Origin of the sequence: Pseudomonas sp. IPO3774, from assembly GCF_013386835.1 — a bacterium.
Classification (GTDB): Bacteria; Pseudomonadota; Gammaproteobacteria; order Pseudomonadales; family Pseudomonadaceae; genus Aquipseudomonas.
On the sequence record NZ_JACAQY010000036.1, the window covers coordinates 38,446 to 56,347 of the forward strand.

Below are 17,902 nucleotides of genomic sequence, written 5' to 3' on the forward strand. Positions count from 1 at the left end.
GCTTGCAGATCGGGTTGTTGAAATGGTGTGTGTTATGCCAGCGCCCGGCGGAGCCCTTCGGCTAAAACCGCCTCTGGATAGGCGAAGCCTGCACATTCGTGAGAAATGATGCTGGAGACCATCACGCGCAGCGTTGCAAGCTTCCGGACGTCGATCACGTCATTGGCATTCACACCCAAGCGGCGGGCCACGGCCGCTATGTAGGCCTCGGTGTTGTTCTCGTTGCCCGGCGCCCACCTGGTGATGGTTTCGCGGACCGTGTCGATGCCAGGGCCACCCACGCCAGGCATGCCGTCTTTGCCGCGGTAGTTGATCAGCAGCTTGCCCAGGGCGCGGATACCGTTCTCGGGTGTGTCAAAGCGTGCAAAACGTGGGGATGGCACGCCGACTTCCAGGCCAAGCTGCCCTTGCCAGGCGTTGCGCGGGTTGTAGTCGATGTTTCCGGGGTTGTTATTGCGCACGCCGCGAGGCGTAGTGATGGTGGTCATGGTGTAACCCTCGGCTCCACTGGAGCTATGGTGAAGGTGCGGACCGTGCCGCCCGTGTAGATATCCCGCTTCATCGCTGCGCGCACCGCCTCCTCCGCGCTTGCACCCATGTCCATTGCAGCCAAGGCGAATGGCGCGCCACTCCCCATAGCGTCCGGGTTCGCTGGATCGAGATCCTGTTTCCATATCCCGGTCGTGTCGTCATAACCGATCATCATCAACTTGCCGCCGTCGACGACATAACCGGAACACTCCACAGGTACTTTCGAAGGTGTGCCGAAGTAGGCAGCGATCAAAGCTTTTTCGTCGCATACGGCGCCTGCCAAAAAGAAGCTGACACCATCTACAACCAGGCACTTCGACGCGCTGTCGGAGACGATGCGGTCATTACGGACCTGACGGCCGTCATAGGCGATGACGCCGTCTTTATAGGCAATTGTCGTCATTGAATTACCGTGAAGTGAGTCTGTGAGCAGGAAGCCGATCACCGCCGGTACCAGTTCAACCGGTAGCACTTGGCGTCATCGGGGATGAGGTCGATAGGCCATCGCAGGCAGTGCATGTAAAGCCGCTCTGGCCGTGTAGGACTGGTGCGGGTGGATTGCACGAGATAGGCAGATCCGCCTGATGTAGTGATGTAATCGCCTGCCTCCAGCCCCTGGGCGCCGTCGATATAGAGCTTGCACGGCGTATACGGCTGTCTTGTTCTGGCCATCTCCAATCCTGCGCCACGATTTGGCGCTTTCGAAAACGTGGCGCGGATTACTTGCTCTGGCTGCGGACGATCTGTGCGTCCACCTGGTCGGCGCAGGTGTCCAGCAACTTGATGGCTTTATCCTTCAGTTCCCAAACGTCGCCATTGAGGCGAAGGTCGGCTTCGTCCTGGTCCACTCGTTCGCACGGGATCAGCTCAGGGGCTTCCAGCCTTACGGCCTGGGTCTTTGTGACTACTACCGGTTTTGCCGCGCAGGCCGTCAGGCAGAGGCTGAGCAGCCCAGTCACGAACAGGCTTACTGTTGCGTTTGAGGTCTTCAAAGTCTTTCCTCGCCTTCTCGGCTTTCTTCTCGCTGGACTTGATTCGCTTAGCCAGATCCGCTGTATATGCGGCATTACGGAGAGCCTCAGCACGTAGCGTTGTGATGGTGGCCTGGCTTTCAGTATTTGCGTCGACGGCCTTTTTCTTCTCGCTGGCCTCGAAAGCGACCTCACCGCGCAGGGCGACGACTCGCTGCTGCTGGATGCCGACCAGCAAAAGGCCCACCAAGGCGACGATGATTGCCACTGCAACTGCCTTCATAGTGAATCCGCCTTTTTTCCTAGAAACCTGATGATCAGGTCGCGGATCGCCGTGACTCCTATGAAGCCAATCGCACCGCCGGCGGCGACTGACAAGCTGGGCGGCCAGGCCATCCACTCGATGATGCTGCTTGCTGACAGGCTCAAAGCCCCACACAGCAGCGCTTCGAACAAGGTGCGCCAGTAATTCGGCTCTTTGGCGTCGTACAGCACGCGCAACAGCGTGATCGTGAAGGCCATGATTGCGCCCTGCCACAGTGGATTGGAGAGGACCAGCCAAACCTGGGCCCAGAAGTCGGGGTTTTTCTCAGGCATGTTCATGGACATCCAGTAGTCCTCCCTACAAGGGAGCGTGATAGATCCGGCTCCAGCAGCACTCCCAGCTCGGAGCAATGGGCGTGGTGGAACCGAAAACGGAAAGGCCTCGTGGGGGGGGAGGAAGCCCTTAATGGATAAATTCACAACAAAAGTGTTGTGCTACTACAAATGTGTTGTATAATGGCCTCACCCCAACAACGAGGCGAGGTGATGAAGTTCAGCGAGTTCAGACGATGGTTGAAGGCCCAAGGGGTGACCTTCGAAGCTGGCAAGGGAAGCCACTTCAAAGTAATCGCCCCAAACGGCAATAGGACCACCTTCGCGGATCACGGAAGCAAGGAAATGCCCGAACCGACCCGCAAGGCGATCATTAAACAACTGGGGCTCTGATGAGCCCCTTCACCACATCTGCACGCTGAGCGATCACCTCCAAAGGAGTGACCATGTACAACTACGCAATCCGCTTTGAGCAGGACGACAGCGCTCCCGGCCTGGCCGTGTTCTGCCGTGACCTGCCAGAGCTGAACAGCTATGGCGACGACAAAGAACACGCGATCCGTGAAGCGCAGGACGCGATTGAGAGTGCGCTATCCATCTACGTCGACGAGCGCCGAGCGATTCCAGCGGCATCAGCACCCCAGGCGGGCGAACACGTCATCCACTTACCAGCGGTGACCGTGGCAAAGATCGCCCTGTGGAACTCGATGATGGATCGGGATATGCGCAAGGCCGACTTGTGCCGGTTGCTGGGCGTTCACCAGGCCCAGGGGGACCGCCTGGTCGACTTCCTGCACACATCGAAGATGGAACAGGTGGAAAAGGCCTTGGCCGCGCTCGGTAAACGCCTGTCGGTGTCTGTCGAGGCAGCCTGAATAGGTGCCAGGGCGAACCCTGGCGGTTTGTGCTTGTGTGTCGTCATCTCGACGATACGGCACGTCGCTGCAACGCCTCACGGCGTGGCGGTGCAATCACCCCTGTTCGGGATTCAGTGGCTGAGCAACTGCCGCCGCGGTGGTGACGGTCACTGAGCCTTGGTACATCGTTTTCAGCTCCGCGACATACACGGGCTGCTTGGGCGCCTGCTGGACCATCTGTTCAGCACGGGCGTTCGCCTCATCCTCGGTCGCGAACTGGGTCTGCAGCGGCGAATTGGGAAAAGGCTGAGGGATCACTACATATGGCATGGTTTCACCTACTGAGTTTGCTGACGGGGACTATCCCGAATAAAGCGAATAGGCGCGGGCAAACGGACGCGATCCATGCTGCTGATCCGGCCTTTGCTCATCCTTGAGCATTCACCCACATAAACTCGTTGATTGGCGGAAGGCGGAGGAGTCGAACCCCTACCGTTTCCAGTTGCACCGGGTTCAAACCGGTTTGCCTACCACTTGGCGCCACCTTCCAGAAACGCAAAACCCCGCACAATGGCGGGGCTCTTGAATGGGTGCAGGTGGCTGGCGCAAAACTCCAGCTCTGGTGGGGCAGATCGCCGGCTCACGTACCACGCCCTCTCATCGCGTAGCCGCCCATTGTCCGCACGGGATTAGACGACGCCTCTACCGACTTAGCTCGGAAGCCTGGGCGATAACCTGCATAAAACAATGGGGCATTAGCTGCGCAATATGCGCAATTCCAACCCCCTGCAACATTCACACAACCCGCGCAGCGTCTGCTTTTGCGCAAACTGCGCAGGTGCGCACTGACTGCGCAGAACTGCGCACACTGGCTCAATGTGGGTTGATACAGATGGCGACCCTGTCAGATCGATGAACGGCCACATGCTATCGTTCAATTTCCACACCGAACGAACCATGGAGCATCAGCGATGAAGGTAAGCGTAAAGTGCAAGAAGTGCGGCAGTGACCAGTTCGAGATGCCGGCCAGGCCGACAAACTCCTCGAAGATCACCTGCGGCAAGTGCGGCGCCGTCGAAACTTACGGTAACGTCATGAAGGCTGTTGGTAACAAGGTCACGGAAGACCTGAAGCGGCAGCTCGGGAAAATGTTCAAGTGACTGCATAACCTCAATGAGTGGGCGCACCAGGCATCCAACACCTTCTACGCTCACCTACATCTCAAACTTTTCCATGCAGCCTCCAGAAACGAAAAAGCCCAGCACGATGGCTGGGCTCCGAAGCTCAAACCACCCCGCTGGCGGGAAAATGCCTCCGCAGAAACTCAGCGAATGTTTCGATGGTCGGATCAAAATCAAACATCCGGATAACTGTTGCGCCACGCTCAATTGCTTTATCCATCAGAACTCTATTGCCAAGCGTCGGTTCATTTGTCAGAACCGCAAACACAATCGCGTGAGAAAGGAGCTGCCGATCGGTAGCGTTCTTCGGGCTCCCAGAAGGTCTTTTCTTGCCGAGCTGGTCCACGGTCGATTCGAGATACTCCGTTTGCGAGAGGTCTGCCAAAACCCCGGCTCCAAAACCATAGTTCCCCGGTCCAAACCCAAAATAGCCTTGCTCAAGTATCTCGCCACTCGTAGCGATTCGCTCGATATATGCTTTTTTTCCAGGCTCATCTGGTCGTTCAGGAATGTCTGCGAGCTCCCTTAGCACTGCTCCTGTCACCAATAGCTGGAATTCAGCGGGATCAATGTCTCTCGGCTCAATGCCATGCTTAAAAAGCTCATCAAACGCGCAACTATCCACATAGATTGCTCTGGCCATCTCACATCCCTCTTGATCGGCTGGTGCCCGCCCTCCAATGAGGGTGGGAATATGATCTCAGGGATAGCACCAACGAAAAAGCCCAGCGGGTTACGCTGGGCTTTCGATGTGGTGTCGCGCTTGAAAAGCTGAACACGGTGTCATGAAAACAGGTGTTTATCCGCGTGGAAAGCTTTATTTTGAAGCGTCCCCCCAACCATGCGTTGGTCTTGCCTCTAACAACAGCCGGTACATAACCGATGACAATACTGCTTTCGTCACTCCCTGACTCAGAGATACGTTCCATCTGTAAGCAGAAAATCGAATCTCTCGAACATTGGCTTCGACGTCTAATCGATGACACGCTCACCCCCAACTATGGGGACTATTTTGCTCATGAAGACTCGAATGGCGACCGGTTGATAAAAAGCTCGCTTGTGAGCAAAGTGGCAGATCGGCAACTTCGGGAGCCCTCCAGATATCCCAGAAAGATTGATGCCGTTTTACTTGACGACGCGATAGAAATAATCTGCAAGCCTGAACTTTTCAAGAATCATTTTAAAATTTCTCTCGCACATGCTTTTCCAGATGGTAGAGAGGAGGCTAAAACCTTCCTTGGAAGGATACAGGCCCCGCGAAATAATCTCGCTCATGCGAACACAATTAGTGCACGGTGCGCAGAGCAAATAATTTGCTATAGCAATGATGTAATTGAGTCACTTCGAGAACATTATAAGAGTCAAAATATGCAACAAGAATATGATGTTCCTTTAATATTACGAGTCACTGACTCTTTCGGTCAGACCTTTACGCGCGGCCAGCTTAACCAGGTTCACGACGGCGGAATAGGACTAGAGTACGTGAACAATCCTGATTATCATCTTCGCCCCGGAGACACACTGAGCTTGGAGGTAGAGGTCGATCCGGCATACGAGCCGGAAAATTATTCGATTCAGTGGTCGTCAACCAAAAGGCTAGATGGCGACGTCTTTTCCCCTAAGCTCATCGTGACAATTTTGGACCGTCACGTTGGTCAGTCGTTAGACATTCAGTGTCGAGTGGCAACAGATCGAAGCTGGCACCGCATGCAAATGGGAGTAGATGATTTCTTACTTGCAAACTTTAAAGTTCTCCCACCTATACGCTAGACACAGAACAGGTATCGAATGAGTAATTCGGTCTCTATCCTTTGCCATAAATTTTTAGTCCGCACATATTGCAGGGGTTGCACTTAATCAGTGCCACCCCAGATGATACCAACTCAAGCTTATGCAGCTTCCCGAATAGCCTCGATTGCGCAGTCAATCCAAGCTACACCAGCCTTGATTAGTTCGCGGGCCTTAGCTTCGCTCATGTCGTTGTCTCGGGCAATTCGCAACGCCGGCCACTTAGCGCCAAAGTATAACCAGATGAAGTTGCCCATCTGCGCATCCCGCGTGGAAAGCTTGGCCACCGCCCGATCCACCACCAGTGCCACGTCGTCCGTTACAAAGTAATTCTTGATGCCACCCTCGGTGGCGTTGTTGTCGCGAATCAGCGCATAGAGCGGTGACACGTACCGAGGCACGCCCATCCCATCCATCCGCCACCAGCCCCATTGCTCCAGCAGGTATTCAGTGTCGCCCAGGGCCTTGTTGGTGTAGGTGCGCTTCTTCATGCGGCTTTCCTCGGATCTGGATCACTCAGGCCAAACAGGTCACGCAGCAACCGCTCAGCAGGTTTGTTTTTTGCGTTACCATCAATCAGCCAGCGCTGCCCGAAATCATGGAAACCAATCTGCGCACGATTGCCATGCCAGCTCGCAACCATATCCAGAAGGTAGGCCAATGCACTCGGCCCCCCGACTTTGACCTTAGCCAACTCCTCGCCGGCAATCTTCAGAAAGCGGCGTTCTAGGTCGCTCATGCTTTTGCGCGGCAACGCCGCCGTCACGTTACCCATGATTTTTTCTCCCCTTGTACTGATCGGCGAAGGGGCGGTTGATCTCCACCTCTTCCTGGGTGGGCGCACGGCCCGCAAAGTTGACGAAGCGGGCGAACTTGCCCTGCTGCTGCACAACGCACGAACCGACCGGCGCGTGCCTGCACTTGGGCATGATCAGCTCGGTGACGCCGTTCTGGCCCTGCTCGTCATCCATGTCGCGGTGGACCAGAATGATGCAGTGGGCGTCAGCCTCGATCTGGCCAGAGTCGCGCAGGTCGGAAGCGATGGGCTTTTTCCCTGGGCGCTTGGTCGAATCGCGGTTTAGCTGGGCCAGCAAAATCACCGGCACCTCCAGCTCCTTGGCGATGTTGACGATCCCGGTAGATATCTTGCCGAGCTCGGCGGTGCGGTTGAACGCCTTGCCATCTGATCCGATCAGGCCGATGTAGTCGATCACCACCACGTCGAGGCCGTGTTTGCGCTTGACCTGGCGGCAGATACTCCTGATCCGCGCGACGGTAAGGCCCGACTTATCGCTGACGTACAGAGGCCTATCGATGATCTTGTTGACTGCCGAGGTCAGGCGCGGCCAGTCCTCATCCTGCAGTTGGCCGTTATCGAGAACCTGCAGATCTACGCTGCCGAGGGAAGCCAGTGCGCGGTTGGCCAGCTCCTCCTCGGGCATTTCCAGCGAGAACACCATGCCCACGCCAAGACCCGAGCAGGCGATGTGCTGGGCGATCTGCAGGCCGAGCGTGGTCTTACCGCTCCCGGGTAGGCCGGCGACGATGGTCACGGTTTTTTTGCGCAGGCCGCGGATTAACTTGTCCAGATCTACCAGGCCAGTGGAGAGCCCCGACTGAACGGCGCCGTTGAACTTGGCGTCGATGATGTCAATGTTTCGCTTCACCACTTCGTCCATGCGTTTGTAATCCGGCTCGCCGGTGTCCAGGTCGCGAAGATCTGCCATCGCCTGCTGGGCGCCTGCGATGATCTCAGCCACTGGCCTGTTCTCGTTGGCCGATTCGCGCACGGCATCGGCCGCCTGCACCAGACGACGAAGTACTGCTCGCTCCGTGACTGTCCGCGCGTAAGCCTTCCAGTTGGCCGTGCTGGGCGTGTTTTTGGCCAGTTCTCCGGCGTAGGCAATAGTCGCCCCGCCACTGGGAAGATATGGCCTAAAGTCGTGAAGGGTGACCGGGTCAACCGGTGCGCCAGTTGCGTGCAGGTCGAGCATTACCTGGAACAGCGCTGCGTTTTCCGGATCATGGAAGTCGGCGGTGCCCACACTGGCCGTGATCGAATCAAACAAGTCACCATTCAGCATCAGGGAGCCCAGCAGCGCGTGTTCCGCTTCGTCGCTGTACAGCTCGCGAAAGTCGTTCATGTGCGCCCCCGTGCCGAAGCCCAGGTGAAACCGGCCAGCAAGGCGCCGTTTTCGCGCAGCCGATCCAGTGCCCGAGCACCGATGTATTGCTCTAGGCTGGGGGCGCAGCGCCCTTCCCCGTCCGGCTTAGATGTCGGATGCAGGTTGGAGACCACCACGGTAGGGCGAAATAGGTTGTAGCGTTTGTCGATCACCTCATGTAGCACCGCCAGTTCGTATTGGGTGCCCGCCTGGGCGCCGACCTCATCAATGACCAGCAGGTCGAAGCTCGCCAGCTCATCAATCACATCGCCCTCGGTGTAGCCTGAGTCGCGGGCCATGGAGCGCTTGAACACTCTGATAATCTCGGCGGCGGTAGTGATCACCGCGATCGCGTTCAGCCCGATCACTTGACGAACAATACTGCAGGCCAGATGCGTCTTGCCTGTACCAACATTCCCTGTCAGGAGCAGATTGCGGCCGGCGGCGAAGTGCTCGCCGAAGTTATCGGCATAGCCCTTGCACTTTTCAAGCGCTCCGACCATCTCCGGGCCGGTGGCGCGGTAGGTAGCGAAGGTGCTATACGAGAATCGAGGCGAGATACCCGAGCCGACGAGCGCGCTGTTGAGGCGTTCGGCCGCAACCTGAGCCACGGCCTGGGTGTGCGCTTCGCTGCCAGGCTCCGCAACACGCAGGCCGTGGAACTGGCATTTCTTGCATGGGCGGACCTGCATCGATCCGTCGAACTGTTCCACCTCGGTACGAGACTCAACTTCAGGATGGTGCGGGCAGTTGCCAGAGAACGTGCGCAGTTCAGGCTGGCGGCGGAAATTAGAACGCTGGGCCATTGGGAGACTCCTGCAAATACATGTCGTCGGTGTGGGCTGGCAGGTTGGTGAAGGCGGTCTGACTGTTACCGGCCGGCTTGAGTACGTCGGTCCAGCGCTCTCCGTTCAGCCAGGTCGACGCCATCGGGACGTATTGCCCGTCATCCTTGGTCCAGTCGCGAGAAACGCGATGGTTGCCCAGCGCGGTCATCAGCGCCTGGCGAAGTTCGGCGCTCGGCTTGAGCTTTTCCCAGGCCTTGCGGGCATCCTTCTTCGACTTCTTGTTGGGGTACAGCTTCCAGAACACTTCGAAGGCTTCGGCCAATTCCACTTCCGATGTGCACAAGGTTTTAGGTTCCTTGACTGGTTCAGAAGAGTGACTGGTTCTGGGGGCAGCTGCTGCCCCACCCCCTGGGTTATGTGCTGCCCCAGGTGGGTTATCTGTTGCCCCACCCACTAGGGCAGATGCTGCCCCACCGTCGAGAGTCAGGTGAAAGAGATTTGACTGATTCAGCTCACCTTTACGGCGAAACTCACGACGGAGAAACCCGGCCTTTTCCAGCTCGCGAACATGCAGCTTCACCGTCGAGCGGCCAATCTCGCACTGGTCTGCAATGTGCTGGTAGGACGGCCAGCACTCGCCCTGATCACTGGCGTTGTCGGCCAGCTTGACCAGCACCAGCTTGCGCAGCGGGTTGCCCACCTTGGTTTTCATGGCCTTGACCATCAATTCCATACTCATATGTCGAGCTCCCGTGTTACCCGGGCAATGAACGCGTCATAGCTCTCGGTCATGACCACGCCGCGATCCTCCAGCACGCCTCGTGAGGCCTTGGCCATGGCGTAGACCTCCCAGCGGTCGCGCTCAGGCAGGTGACGGCAATTGGAATAGTTGGGCCAGGGACCGGCTACTACTTCGCTGGTGCCTGGCTGTACTGATGCGATTGCAGTGGTTGATTCCAGTGGAGTGGTCATAGCTGTACCTCCTTGGCCTTTCCGGTGGCATTGCAGCGCGGACACGGCTTAAACCGGTTGCCGGTGTCGCAGACCCAACCCGAAAGCCACATGCCGGAACCCGCGCAATCGTGGCACTTACCGGTCTCGACCTCGTAATCGGCTTTGGCCTGATCGTGCTCAGCTTGGGTAACCACGCACTTTGTGATCGAGCAGTCGCGCCAGGTCAGTTGACCCTTGCGCTCGCCACTCTTGAGCCGTCGCGGAACACCGCCCTCGACCACACAGTCGTGGGTGTCGCCGATCATCTCGAACTTGCACCACCGCCATTCCGGCGGCTGTCCAAGCTTCTCGCGAGCGACCACGTTGAGCCAATTCGGCGGCAGCTCTGGTTCTGGTTTCACGTCGACCAGTTCCAGCAGGTCAGTTGGTTTCAGTGTGTTCATTGAAGAGTCTCCGAACCCGGGGCATTGGCCTTGGTCAAGTCGTCTCCAGCGCTGCCCGGAGCTGCACCAGTCAGATTCTCGATCAGCAAGCTGAGTGCGTTCATGGCATCAAGCGAATGCGCGCGGGCGAGGTCAAGCTCCACCAGATGAGGTGAGTTGCGCTTGATATGCTCATGCACTCTGCTGACGTAATTGAAGCCAGCCCAGGCCAAACTGAGGTCCGGTATGCCCATGAACGCCGTTTTCGGTAGAGGAGCGCACGGGGTTGGCCTAAGTGGGATTGGCAACGACTTAATCTCAGACCCGCCCAGCAAGCACTGCCTTTCTTGATCCAGATGATCTGTCGAGACAGTCTGTACGTCATGCCCGGTTCTGCGCCTGAACATCACAGCTAGCGCCATGCAGGCCTCCATCATTCCCACATGGGTGTCGTCTCGCTCGTGGATTTCGCCCCCCTCAGAAACAACCTCGACTGCATCAGCCAGTTTTTCGAAAGACATCAACAACAGTGCCGCGTCTTCGAACTTTTCGAAGTGGGCCTCGTTGATAATTTCCACGGTCTGGGTCGATGGAGATTCGGTAGTTTTGGTCATTGAGCATCGCCCCCGTCGTACTTGGCCAGGGTGTGCCGGCCATCCCATTTCGATTTCATGGTGAGATCGCCTTTCATGTAGAGCTGATGCAAGCGGCAAGCGCCGTCGAGCAGCAGAATCAGGTCGTATTTGATGAACGAGTCAACGCCTTCGGCGCTGATCTTCCGAGGCCTTTCCGTCAGGTACCGGTCACGAACGCGGCTGGCCACCCTGTAGCGGGGCTTGCTGTTCTCATCTGTCGCAGCGTTATAGATCCAGCCCAGGCGCAACAGTGAGCTGTTCACCTGGGAGCAATTGACGCCGTTCAGCCGTTTGCAGAACTGCGTCGGGGTCTCACCGGTCATGAACAGGCTTTCCAGGCTGGCGATCGTGTCGGCCTGCTGCTTGTTCTCAAGCGAAAGAACTTCGTTCTGCTCCTCAAGGTCAGCTGCTAGGCGCATCGCTTCTGCCCGGGTTTGCGGCACAGCGAAAGGTTGAGGCCGGAAGTAGCTGTTCACCAACTGCCGCTGGACGGTCCACGCCAGATCATCAGTCAGCGACTTGACCAGCATCAGGTAGCCTTGCTCGGTCAGGACGATCAAACCGCGGTTTGGCACATCCAAACCAAAGGAACGAAATTCGTCCTTTTGCCCTGCGGTAATGAGCTGAAAGTCCTGGCCATCAATTAAGCGGGTGCGGTGCTCGTTGAAGTTCCGCTTGGCGGTTCCCTCTGGACGCTCATGCACCTGGTCAATCATGGCGAGCGTGACGACACGCTGGCCGCGATACTCAACGATGGGCAGCTGGGTCTGGTGGATGGTGATTGTGCTCATTGATCACCTCCACTTTCCCGCGCCACGTTTTCGGGTTGCGTGTTTTGTGGCGCGGATTCGCCAAGCTCCTTGAATTGGTCGATAGCGCTATAAACTCCGCCAAAGCCGGTATCGTTGAAGTACTTCGCCACCTCAAACAAGACGCCAATTCCTTTTCCGCCGTCGTGCAGGTGGTCTAGGTGGATAGCCTTGATCAATGCGTGCTGCCATTCGAGCACATCTTTGGCCGCGCACAGCTGGAACTCGGCCTCTTGAGCCGCCTGTTGCAGGGTTGGTATTTGCTCGGTCATTTGGCAGCTCCCTGGTGGGGGAGGTTCTGCAGCTTGTATGCAGCGGCAGCGCCGGCTTCGGCCATAGACATCGAAAGCAGCGCAAGCGAGTTGATGAGCCAGCCAGCACTCATTGCGACTTCTTCGCTCAATTCGTTGCGGTTCGCGGCGTTCGCGATGAGTTCGCCGATAGCCGCAACACCGTGCAGCGTGCTGATCTGGAAGTTGTCGTTGGCGTTTTCCACGGCTTGAAGCCGCTCAACCTGATCAGGCGTGAGTTTCGCGCCCCTTGCTGAGCAAGCTGGAAACTCGCGCTCAACGTCGACCAATAACTGATTCCACATTGGAGGCTTCATTGGCCACCCCCTGAACTCTCAATTTCCGAGGGGAGACCGCGCTGAACAGACCATAGGAGTGCGCTGACGCTATCGGCCACAAATTTCAAAGTGGCCATACCGTCGCAATAAACCATCTCGCCATAGTTCAGGCTCTCGTGCATGTGCTGGCAGATCTGGCCGAGGCCAGAAGCGAGGGTGCGCGCCTGCTGAATTGCGTCACGGGAGCAGATACCGGGAACGACTTGGAGCATGTACTCCCCCTTGTTATCAATAGGGGTTTCGCAAAAACCGACTTCAGTTGTCAGGCTCTCTTGCGCAGTTTGTTGGGCAGTGCTATTTTTCGGGTGCATGAACTCGTCCTCCAACAGACGAAGAAGTACTTAAACGCTTGTCCAACCAAGCGCTGGTAAAGAAGCCCGCCTCCAACAGCGGGCTTTTTTGTGCGTGTCTTTCAGGTCCAACCCATCGTTACACGACACAAAAATATGCGACCCCTCCCCTGAGAGGTTCGCTGCCTACCCTGGTTGGGCGGCGGAAATAGATGCCTGGGCGCGCATATCGCGTCCTCCTAAAGTGGAACTCATATCTAAGTAGTGCTGGGCGACTGCCCCGCAACGGCTAAGCGATTGATTGAAAATATAAAACTTGCCCGATACGCCATTTACTTTGGCGAATATGGCACCCGCGCATGCGCGGAAATGAAGTTTTCGCATGCGAAAACCTGCCATCTTCGGAAACGCCTCCGGAGGGATGTCGGAGGGAGCAGCCGTCACTGAGAAACACCAGGTTGAGTACTGGATGAATTCACAGCAGCGATAGCAGTCTGCCCAACAGCACTGACTTGACCCACAATGTCTTCAAGGTCGAGGCGAGCTTTTTCCCGGCTCCCACCGGATGGGAACCCTTTGAACTCCAGGGCAGAAAAAACACCCGGAGCGCGCTCAGAAACCAAAATTAAACGACCGGACTTGAGAGCCTTGCTGATCGTGGTCTGACTGGAACCTAAGATTCTTGCTGCTTCGTCCTGACCGCGATCAGACACAAAGTCACTGAGGAGGATGGGCATCATGGGCTCACCTAGAATTGGCACATGCCGCGAAAGATAACCTGCGGTGTTTTTATTGTAAACACCGCAGGTTTTTTGTTTTTCAACACCGAAGGTTATAGGCTTGCGGGATGAAGAAAAGACTGCTCACAGACACCGAACTCGCGGAGTGCAACGCACTCAAGCGGATCTATAACGCGAAGAAGAAAGAGCTTGGCCTGAGCCAGGAGAAAGTCGCAGAGGCGTTTGGTATGTCCCAAACGGCGATCAGCATGTACTTAAATGGCTTGAACGCCTTGAATGTAATGAGCGCTGCCAGATTCTCCAGCCTGCTGAAAGAGCCGGTGTCTTCTTTTAGCCCGAGAATCGCCGGCACCATCGAGCGTTTGGCGAAAATCAACGTAGCGACCGATGCAACGCCGGAGAATATTGATGAGGGAGTATCGCTAAGCCCTATCAAGGTTTGGGACGATGCCACCCCCCTCAGTGACGATGAGGTTTACGTCCCATTTCTCAGGGAGGTCGAGCTTGACGCCGGGTCTGGTCGATACTCCATTGAGGATAATGACTCCTCACTTCTGAGATTCGCCAAACGTGATTTGCGAAATAACAACGTGCAGTTTTCCAACGCACGCTGTGTAACTGTGCGCGGAAACAGCATGTTTCCGGTGCTTCGCGACGGAGCAACAGTTGGTGTAAACACAGGCAAAACATCCCTCGGAGACGTGGTCGATGGCGATCTGTACGCAATTAACCACAACGGGCAGCTGCGCGTGAAGCAGCTTTATAGGCTACCCACCGGCCTGCGATTCCGCAGCTTCAACCGCGACGAGTATCCCGACGAGGACTACACCTATCAGGACATTCAGCACCAGCAAATATCGCTCATAGGACACGTATTCTGGTGGGGAATGTTCGCCAGGTAGTTGTCTTCGCAAAACCAAAGCCGCCCTGAGCGGCTTTTTTTTCGCCAAAAAAAAACCGCAGGTGCGTGCGATGGGCAACACCGCAAAATAAATAAAACCGCTGGTGTTGACACTAAATAAAACCGCAAGTAATGTTAATCCCATCGAGACCCCGTATGGAGCAACCATCATGATCACCATCACCGCCGGCAAATGGGAAGGAACACTGGGCCAAGGCCTTGCCCCCCGAGAGCTGGAAGCCACTCTCTACGCGGCAGCAGACTTGACCGCTAAAGAGATCGCACGGCTGATGGGCATCACTCCAGGGACCGTCTCAAAGCGTTTGGACGACGCGAAGTTCAAGCTGGGCGTGCGCAGCATTCGTGGACTGGTGATGGAGGCCTATCGGCGCGGCCTGATTCGATCCTGCCCTCCAGATCCGAAGCAATCCGGCACCGAGCACGATGGCGTGTTCCTGGCCTGATTCAGCAACAACCTAGACGTTAATCAAACATATTTTGCGAAAGCCAAAAGCGCGGCAGGGATTCGTTCGGCCTGAAAAAGGCCAGCCTTGCCGGTTCTCAACTCAAACCTAAATCCTCAATCAACAGTAGGAGCTGGACATGGAACGTAAAAAACTCAACATCTGGAGGTTGCTCCGAAACATCATCGTTGGAGCAACTGTGGCCACCGTTATAAGCGCAGCGCTCACTGAGACTGCGCCTGACATCGTCAGCCCTTCATGTGGTGAAAACGCTATGTTTGCGTTTTTGATGATTGCGCTTTCTGCAGGAATGTACGGCATCTTCGCGATGCTTGGTCTTGCAGATAGCGCGAAGGAGAGTTCAGCAGCCGAGGGTTTTGTTGCGGTCGCCGAGTCGATGCACATCGACGAGCGCGTAGAGCTCGCAGCGAATGCCCGTCGCTATGAGTTCTTGCGCGACGTCGCATTCAATCTGGCGCTACCGATCACGGTGCGAGATATCTACGGCAATTTGCTCGTTAAGGACGACCTCGACACCGAGCTTGACCGTGTTATGAGATCGCTCTTCGTCGGCGCGGATATGCAGGCATGAAGCGCCGTCTAATATCCCCCGCCGCTTTGCCCGCCATCGGCCAACCATTCGCTGGCGGCTTCTACGCGGGCCGGATCTACTTCGATGGCGCTGAGTTCGCGCTAATCGACTCCGGTCGCAAGTTTGAGACCACCGCTCACTGGTGGGATCAGGAAGGGCCTAAGCCTCGAATCCGCGGCACCCAAAGCCGTTACGACGGCATGGCCAACACCAAGGCTATGGCAGAGGAAGGCAGCGCCATTGCCCGCAAGGTATTGGGTATGAACGTGCGCGGCTCCTGGGGCTGGCACCTTCCCGCCATTGAAGAGCTGAACCTGCTCCGGTCGAACCTGCTCCAGCTTGAAGACTGGGGCCGTCAAGGCGGGTTCGGCAACGACAAGGATGCTCCCAACGCATTCGCGTGCACCCACACCTACTGGTCCAGCACGCAGAAGGAAGGATCGGCCACAGCCTGGTGCATGCATATGCTCCCGTGGAGCTATCCCGACAGCAACTGGGTTAGTCAGTGCAAGGGCATCCGCCCGGTGAAGGTGCTGCAGATCAAGGCTGAAGCTTTTGTGCATTCGCCGGCCAGTGACGCACCAGTTGCTGCCCAGGCAGATCTGCACGGCCTGACCGCCAGCCCAGCTGTGGCCGAGGTGCTGGGCCAGTTCATCAATGAGGACACTGGCCGCTTCTACGGTCGCACCGACGACCTGCTGGCAAAACTGGCGATGATCGCAGCGGAGGCTCGCGCATGAAGCCAATAATCACCACGGTCCTCATGCTGATCTCCGGCCTGGCCAGCGCCGGCGAGCAACTGATCGACGTCCAGCACGACAGCGTGCGCGGCGTCACTTGCTGGATACTGAACAATACCGGCATCAGCTGCTTGCCAGACAGTTCGCTCCTACAGACGCCCACCAGCACCACCAACGACGAAAGCCTGGCGGGACGGGCTTCTCTAGCGAACATCGAGGGGGGAAAAGGGCAATTGCCCACCACTCCGCCCCCGCAGAAAAAGGGGTTCCAGCTATGAGCCGCAGCAACGGGCCGGTGGGCCAGCGCCTGATCGAACTGTTCAACGCCCTGCAGCACAGGGATACCACCTTCGGCCAGATATACGCCATATCGGCATCGTGCGGCATCGACGCTCGCCGGGTACTGGCTGATCACTTCATGCGGAGTGCCGGTCGTGGGTAAGCATGAGATCGCAAAACGAAGGGAGGTAGGCATGCGAAAAGAGCTCATAAAAATCAGCGAATTCCAACGTCGGCGCTGGGGTGAAAACGGCACCCCGCCTTGCTCGCAGGCAATTCGCAATTACATCCGAAACGGCATGGTGCCGGGCGAGCAGATTGGGAAGCTCTGGTACGTTGACTGGATCGCCTTCTGCCGCTCTGACGGCAACGACCTGGTGGCGATGGTATTAAAAGGAGCTGCATGATGGTGCCTCGGCCGAGGAACAAAGCGAATAAGAACCTCCCGCAGAACCTGTACTTCGATGCGCGGCGCTCAACTTATCGCTACCGCCGGCCTACCGATGGAAAGTGGTTCCAGTTCGGCAGCGACCGCATCAAAGCGATCGATGCTGCAAAACAACTGAACCTGGAGTTCATGCGTGGCGCTGACCTGGTCGGTGCCGTTCTCTCCGTATCATCGGAATCGTTCGCCTCCTTCCTCGATACCTACGAGCGCGACGTACTGCCCCCGCGTGAGCTAGCAAAAGGAACTCTGGGGCTTTATGCCGTGCACTTCCGCCGATTCCGGAAACAGTTCGAAGGCAAAGCGGTCGACCAGATCACGATCCGCATGATCGCGGAAATGCTGGACGCCATTACGCCGCGATCGGCGAACCAGTCCAGGGCGCTGCTGATCGACATTTTCAACCACGCAGCAGCCAAAGGCTTGTGCCCGGATAACCCAGCGGCCAGCACCATCAATCGGATTGAGAAGAAACAACGCAAGCGGCACACCACAGAGGGGCTGAAAGCAATCAGGGAGAAGTCGCCAGCCTGGCTACAGAATGCAATCGACCTGGCCCTAATCACCGCTCAACGCCGCACCGACATCCTGGATATGCGCTTTGACGGAGTTCGAGAAGGCTTCCTGTATGTGGTCCAAAAGAAAACGGCCAAGGCCAGCGATGCCGCCTGGATTCGCTTTCGAGTGACGCCGGAGCTTCAAGCGGTCATCAGCCGGTGCCGCGACGATGTCGTCTCGCCGTACTTGGTGCACCGTAAACCAGATCGGCTTAAACAGAAGCAGGCACAGACAAAGGACCACTGGACGAAGGTTGAAGAGAGGTATTTGACGCGGGCATTCAAGGAGGCCAGAGAGGCTGCGAACTGCTACGCGGGATGGAGGGAGGAGGAGATGCCAGGCTTCCATGAAGTGCGGGCGCTGTCGCTGCACTTGTACAAGAAAGCAGGAAAGGATGGGCAGAAGGTCGCAGGCCATGCGAGCGAGGGCATGACCAGGAATTACCAGCGAGACCACGAGGAAATCATCTGGTCCGAGGCGATTCCGGACCTGAATATCAGCGAAATTACAGGGTAGTTTTGCGCCAGTTTTGCGCGGGTTTTGCGCAGGCACAAAAAAGCCGATCCA

The 17,902-nt window shown here is 56.9% G+C and carries 30 protein-coding genes and 1 pseudogene; 11 read left to right on the forward strand and 20 right to left on the reverse strand.

The genetic code is table 11. From position 1 onward, the window contains the following. Positions 1-32: 32 nt before the first annotated feature. The 5 genes from HYE77_RS19975 to HYE77_RS19990 form a co-directional block, all read right to left on the reverse strand. On the reverse strand, positions 33-479 hold the full coding sequence (locus HYE77_RS19975) for a structural protein P5 (RefSeq protein ID WP_177069257.1): 447 nt from the start codon (positions 477-479) through the stop codon (positions 33-35). 5 nt (positions 480-484) lie between these two features. Next, positions 485-934, reverse strand: coding sequence for a proteasome subunit beta (locus HYE77_RS19980; RefSeq protein ID WP_177069194.1), 450 nt, complete (start codon positions 932-934; stop codon positions 485-487). Between the two features lie 316 nt (positions 935-1,250). Then, positions 1,251-1,379: a hypothetical protein gene (locus HYE77_RS32625; protein ID WP_256347409.1), complete on the reverse strand. Its 129-nt coding sequence runs from the start codon at positions 1,377-1,379 to the stop codon at positions 1,251-1,253. 19 nt (positions 1,380-1,398) lie between these two features. Beyond that, on the reverse strand, positions 1,399-1,785 hold the full coding sequence (locus tag HYE77_RS19985; protein ID WP_177069195.1) for a hypothetical protein: 387 nt from the start codon (positions 1,783-1,785) through the stop codon (positions 1,399-1,401). Next, on the reverse strand, positions 1,782-2,099 hold the full coding sequence (locus HYE77_RS19990; protein WP_078827106.1) for a phage holin, lambda family: 318 nt from the start codon (positions 2,097-2,099) through the stop codon (positions 1,782-1,784). Before HYE77_RS19990 ends, HYE77_RS19985 begins: the two co-directional genes overlap by 4 nt. Positions 2,100-2,312: 213 nt before the next feature. On the opposite strand from HYE77_RS19990, the gene HYE77_RS19995 reads away from it, so the two are divergent. Together HYE77_RS19995 and HYE77_RS20000 are read left to right on the forward strand one after the other, a co-directional pair. After that, positions 2,313-2,492 (forward strand): type II toxin-antitoxin system HicA family toxin, encoded by a 180-nt coding sequence (locus HYE77_RS19995; RefSeq protein WP_054919606.1) that lies wholly within the window; start codon positions 2,313-2,315, stop codon positions 2,490-2,492. 53 nt (positions 2,493-2,545) lie between these two features. After that, on the forward strand, positions 2,546-2,974 hold the full coding sequence (locus HYE77_RS20000; protein WP_177069196.1) for a type II toxin-antitoxin system HicB family antitoxin: 429 nt from the start codon (positions 2,546-2,548) through the stop codon (positions 2,972-2,974). Positions 2,975-3,070: 96 nt separating this feature from the next. Here the strand turns inward: HYE77_RS20000 and HYE77_RS20005 are convergent, their stop codons facing one another. Next, on the reverse strand, positions 3,071-3,286 hold the full coding sequence (locus tag HYE77_RS20005) for a hypothetical protein (RefSeq protein WP_054919610.1): 216 nt from the start codon (positions 3,284-3,286) through the stop codon (positions 3,071-3,073). Between the two features lie 641 nt (positions 3,287-3,927). Here HYE77_RS20005 and HYE77_RS20010 point away from each other — a divergent pair. Continuing rightward, the gene (locus HYE77_RS20010; RefSeq protein ID WP_177069197.1) at positions 3,928-4,116 is read left to right on the forward strand and encodes a hypothetical protein; all 189 of its coding nucleotides are present in this window, start codon (positions 3,928-3,930) and stop codon (positions 4,114-4,116) included. A gap of 124 nt (positions 4,117-4,240) precedes the next feature. Here HYE77_RS20010 and HYE77_RS20015 read toward each other — a convergent pair whose 3' ends face one another. The 14 genes from HYE77_RS20015 to HYE77_RS20080 form a co-directional block, all read right to left on the reverse strand. Then, positions 4,241-4,780, reverse strand: a complete 540-nt coding sequence (locus HYE77_RS20015) for a hypothetical protein (protein WP_177069198.1) — start codon at positions 4,778-4,780, stop codon at positions 4,241-4,243. 1,246 nt (positions 4,781-6,026) lie between these two features. Then, positions 6,027-6,416, reverse strand: a complete 390-nt coding sequence (locus HYE77_RS20020) for an antiterminator Q family protein (RefSeq protein ID WP_177069199.1) — start codon at positions 6,414-6,416, stop codon at positions 6,027-6,029. After that, complete coding sequence (locus HYE77_RS20025; RefSeq protein WP_177069200.1) at positions 6,413-6,700, reverse strand: hypothetical protein; 288 nt, start codon at positions 6,698-6,700, stop codon at positions 6,413-6,415. Before HYE77_RS20025 ends, HYE77_RS20020 begins: the two co-directional genes overlap by 4 nt. Continuing rightward, entirely contained in the window at positions 6,693-8,069 is a 1,377-nt protein-coding gene (locus tag HYE77_RS20030; RefSeq protein WP_177069201.1) for a replicative DNA helicase, read from the reverse strand. Before HYE77_RS20030 ends, HYE77_RS20025 begins: the two co-directional genes overlap by 8 nt. Then, a complete protein-coding gene (locus HYE77_RS20035) occupies positions 8,066-8,896 on the reverse strand; it encodes an ATP-binding protein (RefSeq protein WP_177069202.1) in 831 nt (276 codons plus the stop codon). The genes HYE77_RS20030 and HYE77_RS20035 overlap by 4 nt, the downstream gene beginning before the upstream one ends. Next, positions 8,880-9,617 carry a helix-turn-helix domain-containing protein gene (locus tag HYE77_RS20040; RefSeq protein ID WP_177069203.1) on the reverse strand — a complete coding sequence of 246 codons (738 nt, stop codon included), beginning with the start codon at positions 9,615-9,617 and terminating at the stop codon, positions 8,880-8,882. Before HYE77_RS20040 ends, HYE77_RS20035 begins: the two co-directional genes overlap by 17 nt. Then, complete coding sequence (locus HYE77_RS20045; protein WP_177069204.1) at positions 9,614-9,850, reverse strand: hypothetical protein; 237 nt, start codon at positions 9,848-9,850, stop codon at positions 9,614-9,616. The genes HYE77_RS20040 and HYE77_RS20045 overlap by 4 nt, the downstream gene beginning before the upstream one ends. Further along, positions 9,847-10,275, reverse strand: a complete 429-nt coding sequence (locus HYE77_RS20050; RefSeq protein WP_177069205.1) for a hypothetical protein — start codon at positions 10,273-10,275, stop codon at positions 9,847-9,849. Before HYE77_RS20050 ends, HYE77_RS20045 begins: the two co-directional genes overlap by 4 nt. Continuing rightward, a complete protein-coding gene (locus tag HYE77_RS20055; protein ID WP_177069206.1) occupies positions 10,272-10,868 on the reverse strand; it encodes a hypothetical protein in 597 nt (198 codons plus the stop codon). Before HYE77_RS20055 ends, HYE77_RS20050 begins: the two co-directional genes overlap by 4 nt. Then, a complete protein-coding gene (locus HYE77_RS20060) occupies positions 10,865-11,680 on the reverse strand; it encodes an ORF6N domain-containing protein (RefSeq protein WP_177069207.1) in 816 nt (271 codons plus the stop codon). The genes HYE77_RS20055 and HYE77_RS20060 overlap by 4 nt, the downstream gene beginning before the upstream one ends. Further along, a complete protein-coding gene (locus HYE77_RS20065; RefSeq protein ID WP_177069208.1) occupies positions 11,677-11,970 on the reverse strand; it encodes a hypothetical protein in 294 nt (97 codons plus the stop codon). Before HYE77_RS20065 ends, HYE77_RS20060 begins: the two co-directional genes overlap by 4 nt. Continuing rightward, positions 11,967-12,305, reverse strand: coding sequence for a hypothetical protein (locus HYE77_RS20070; protein ID WP_218174573.1), 339 nt, complete (start codon positions 12,303-12,305; stop codon positions 11,967-11,969). Before HYE77_RS20070 ends, HYE77_RS20065 begins: the two co-directional genes overlap by 4 nt. Beyond that, a complete protein-coding gene (locus HYE77_RS20075) occupies positions 12,302-12,637 on the reverse strand; it encodes a hypothetical protein (RefSeq protein ID WP_177069210.1) in 336 nt (111 codons plus the stop codon). Before HYE77_RS20075 ends, HYE77_RS20070 begins: the two co-directional genes overlap by 4 nt. Positions 12,638-13,056: 419 nt before the next feature. After that, positions 13,057-13,356: a Cro/CI family transcriptional regulator gene (locus tag HYE77_RS20080; protein ID WP_177069211.1), complete on the reverse strand. Its 300-nt coding sequence runs from the start codon at positions 13,354-13,356 to the stop codon at positions 13,057-13,059. Between the two features lie 107 nt (positions 13,357-13,463). Here HYE77_RS20080 and HYE77_RS20085 point away from each other — a divergent pair, with 107 nt between their 5' ends. From HYE77_RS20085 to HYE77_RS20120, 8 genes and pseudogenes are all read left to right on the forward strand, one after another. Further along, entirely contained in the window at positions 13,464-14,258 is a 795-nt protein-coding gene (locus HYE77_RS20085) for a S24 family peptidase (protein WP_177069212.1), read from the forward strand. Between the two features lie 169 nt (positions 14,259-14,427). Next, a pseudogene (locus HYE77_RS20090) lies at positions 14,428-14,658 on the forward strand (response regulator transcription factor); the annotation flags it as partial. 202 nt (positions 14,659-14,860) lie between these two features. Continuing rightward, a complete protein-coding gene (locus HYE77_RS20095; RefSeq protein ID WP_177069214.1) occupies positions 14,861-15,313 on the forward strand; it encodes a hypothetical protein in 453 nt (150 codons plus the stop codon). Next, complete coding sequence (locus HYE77_RS20100) at positions 15,310-16,053, forward strand: hypothetical protein (RefSeq protein ID WP_177069215.1); 744 nt, start codon at positions 15,310-15,312, stop codon at positions 16,051-16,053. The genes HYE77_RS20095 and HYE77_RS20100 overlap by 4 nt, the downstream gene beginning before the upstream one ends. Next, complete coding sequence (locus HYE77_RS20105; RefSeq protein WP_177069216.1) at positions 16,050-16,331, forward strand: hypothetical protein; 282 nt, start codon at positions 16,050-16,052, stop codon at positions 16,329-16,331. The genes HYE77_RS20100 and HYE77_RS20105 overlap by 4 nt, the downstream gene beginning before the upstream one ends. Then, a complete protein-coding gene (locus tag HYE77_RS20110) occupies positions 16,328-16,495 on the forward strand; it encodes a hypothetical protein (RefSeq protein ID WP_177069217.1) in 168 nt (55 codons plus the stop codon). The genes HYE77_RS20105 and HYE77_RS20110 overlap by 4 nt, the downstream gene beginning before the upstream one ends. 31 nt (positions 16,496-16,526) lie before the next feature. Continuing rightward, positions 16,527-16,739, forward strand: a complete 213-nt coding sequence (locus HYE77_RS20115; protein WP_177069218.1) for a hypothetical protein — start codon at positions 16,527-16,529, stop codon at positions 16,737-16,739. Continuing rightward, positions 16,739-17,851, forward strand: a complete 1,113-nt coding sequence (locus tag HYE77_RS20120) for a phage integrase Arm DNA-binding domain-containing protein (RefSeq protein ID WP_177069258.1) — start codon at positions 16,739-16,741, stop codon at positions 17,849-17,851. Before HYE77_RS20115 ends, HYE77_RS20120 begins: the two co-directional genes overlap by 1 nt. Positions 17,852-17,902: the final 51 nt, after the last annotated feature.

Bases quoted from the DNA above. Each gene is read 5' to 3' on its own strand.
- HYE77_RS19980 (WP_177069194.1), bottom strand. From the start codon at position 934: ATGACGACAATTGCCTATAAAGACGGCGTCATCGCCTATGACGGCCGT.
- HYE77_RS19985 (WP_177069195.1), bottom strand. From the start codon at position 1,785: ATGAAGGCAGTTGCAGTGGCAATCATCGTCGCCTTGGTGGGCCTTTTG.
- HYE77_RS19990 (WP_078827106.1), bottom strand. From the start codon at position 2,099: ATGCCTGAGAAAAACCCCGACTTCTGGGCCCAGGTTTGGCTGGTCCTC.
- HYE77_RS19995 (WP_054919606.1), top strand. From the start codon at position 2,313: ATGAAGTTCAGCGAGTTCAGACGATGGTTGAAGGCCCAAGGGGTGACC.
- HYE77_RS20000 (WP_177069196.1), top strand. From the start codon at position 2,546: ATGTACAACTACGCAATCCGCTTTGAGCAGGACGACAGCGCTCCCGGC.
- HYE77_RS20005 (WP_054919610.1), bottom strand. From the start codon at position 3,286: ATGCCATATGTAGTGATCCCTCAGCCTTTTCCCAATTCGCCGCTGCAG.
- HYE77_RS20010 (WP_177069197.1), top strand. From the start codon at position 3,928: ATGAAGGTAAGCGTAAAGTGCAAGAAGTGCGGCAGTGACCAGTTCGAG.
- HYE77_RS20015 (WP_177069198.1), bottom strand. From the start codon at position 4,780: ATGGCCAGAGCAATCTATGTGGATAGTTGCGCGTTTGATGAGCTTTTT.
- HYE77_RS20020 (WP_177069199.1), bottom strand. From the start codon at position 6,416: ATGAAGAAGCGCACCTACACCAACAAGGCCCTGGGCGACACTGAATAC.
- HYE77_RS20025 (WP_177069200.1), bottom strand. From the start codon at position 6,700: ATGGGTAACGTGACGGCGGCGTTGCCGCGCAAAAGCATGAGCGACCTA.
- HYE77_RS20030 (WP_177069201.1), bottom strand. From the start codon at position 8,069: ATGAACGACTTTCGCGAGCTGTACAGCGACGAAGCGGAACACGCGCTG.
- HYE77_RS20035 (WP_177069202.1), bottom strand. From the start codon at position 8,896: ATGGCCCAGCGTTCTAATTTCCGCCGCCAGCCTGAACTGCGCACGTTC.
- HYE77_RS20040 (WP_177069203.1), bottom strand. From the start codon at position 9,617: ATGAGTATGGAATTGATGGTCAAGGCCATGAAAACCAAGGTGGGCAAC.
- HYE77_RS20045 (WP_177069204.1), bottom strand. From the start codon at position 9,850: ATGACCACTCCACTGGAATCAACCACTGCAATCGCATCAGTACAGCCA.
- HYE77_RS20050 (WP_177069205.1), bottom strand. From the start codon at position 10,275: ATGAACACACTGAAACCAACTGACCTGCTGGAACTGGTCGACGTGAAA.
- HYE77_RS20055 (WP_177069206.1), bottom strand. From the start codon at position 10,868: ATGACCAAAACTACCGAATCTCCATCGACCCAGACCGTGGAAATTATC.
- HYE77_RS20060 (WP_177069207.1), bottom strand. From the start codon at position 11,680: ATGAGCACAATCACCATCCACCAGACCCAGCTGCCCATCGTTGAGTAT.
- HYE77_RS20065 (WP_177069208.1), bottom strand. From the start codon at position 11,970: ATGACCGAGCAAATACCAACCCTGCAACAGGCGGCTCAAGAGGCCGAG.
- HYE77_RS20070 (WP_218174573.1), bottom strand. From the start codon at position 12,305: ATGAAGCCTCCAATGTGGAATCAGTTATTGGTCGACGTTGAGCGCGAG.
- HYE77_RS20075 (WP_177069210.1), bottom strand. From the start codon at position 12,637: ATGCACCCGAAAAATAGCACTGCCCAACAAACTGCGCAAGAGAGCCTG.
- HYE77_RS20080 (WP_177069211.1), bottom strand. From the start codon at position 13,356: ATGATGCCCATCCTCCTCAGTGACTTTGTGTCTGATCGCGGTCAGGAC.
- HYE77_RS20085 (WP_177069212.1), top strand. From the start codon at position 13,464: ATGAAGAAAAGACTGCTCACAGACACCGAACTCGCGGAGTGCAACGCA.
- HYE77_RS20095 (WP_177069214.1), top strand. From the start codon at position 14,861: ATGGAACGTAAAAAACTCAACATCTGGAGGTTGCTCCGAAACATCATC.
- HYE77_RS20100 (WP_177069215.1), top strand. From the start codon at position 15,310: ATGAAGCGCCGTCTAATATCCCCCGCCGCTTTGCCCGCCATCGGCCAA.
- HYE77_RS20105 (WP_177069216.1), top strand. From the start codon at position 16,050: ATGAAGCCAATAATCACCACGGTCCTCATGCTGATCTCCGGCCTGGCC.
- HYE77_RS20110 (WP_177069217.1), top strand. From the start codon at position 16,328: ATGAGCCGCAGCAACGGGCCGGTGGGCCAGCGCCTGATCGAACTGTTC.
- HYE77_RS20115 (WP_177069218.1), top strand. From the start codon at position 16,527: ATGCGAAAAGAGCTCATAAAAATCAGCGAATTCCAACGTCGGCGCTGG.
- HYE77_RS20120 (WP_177069258.1), top strand. From the start codon at position 16,739: ATGGTGCCTCGGCCGAGGAACAAAGCGAATAAGAACCTCCCGCAGAAC.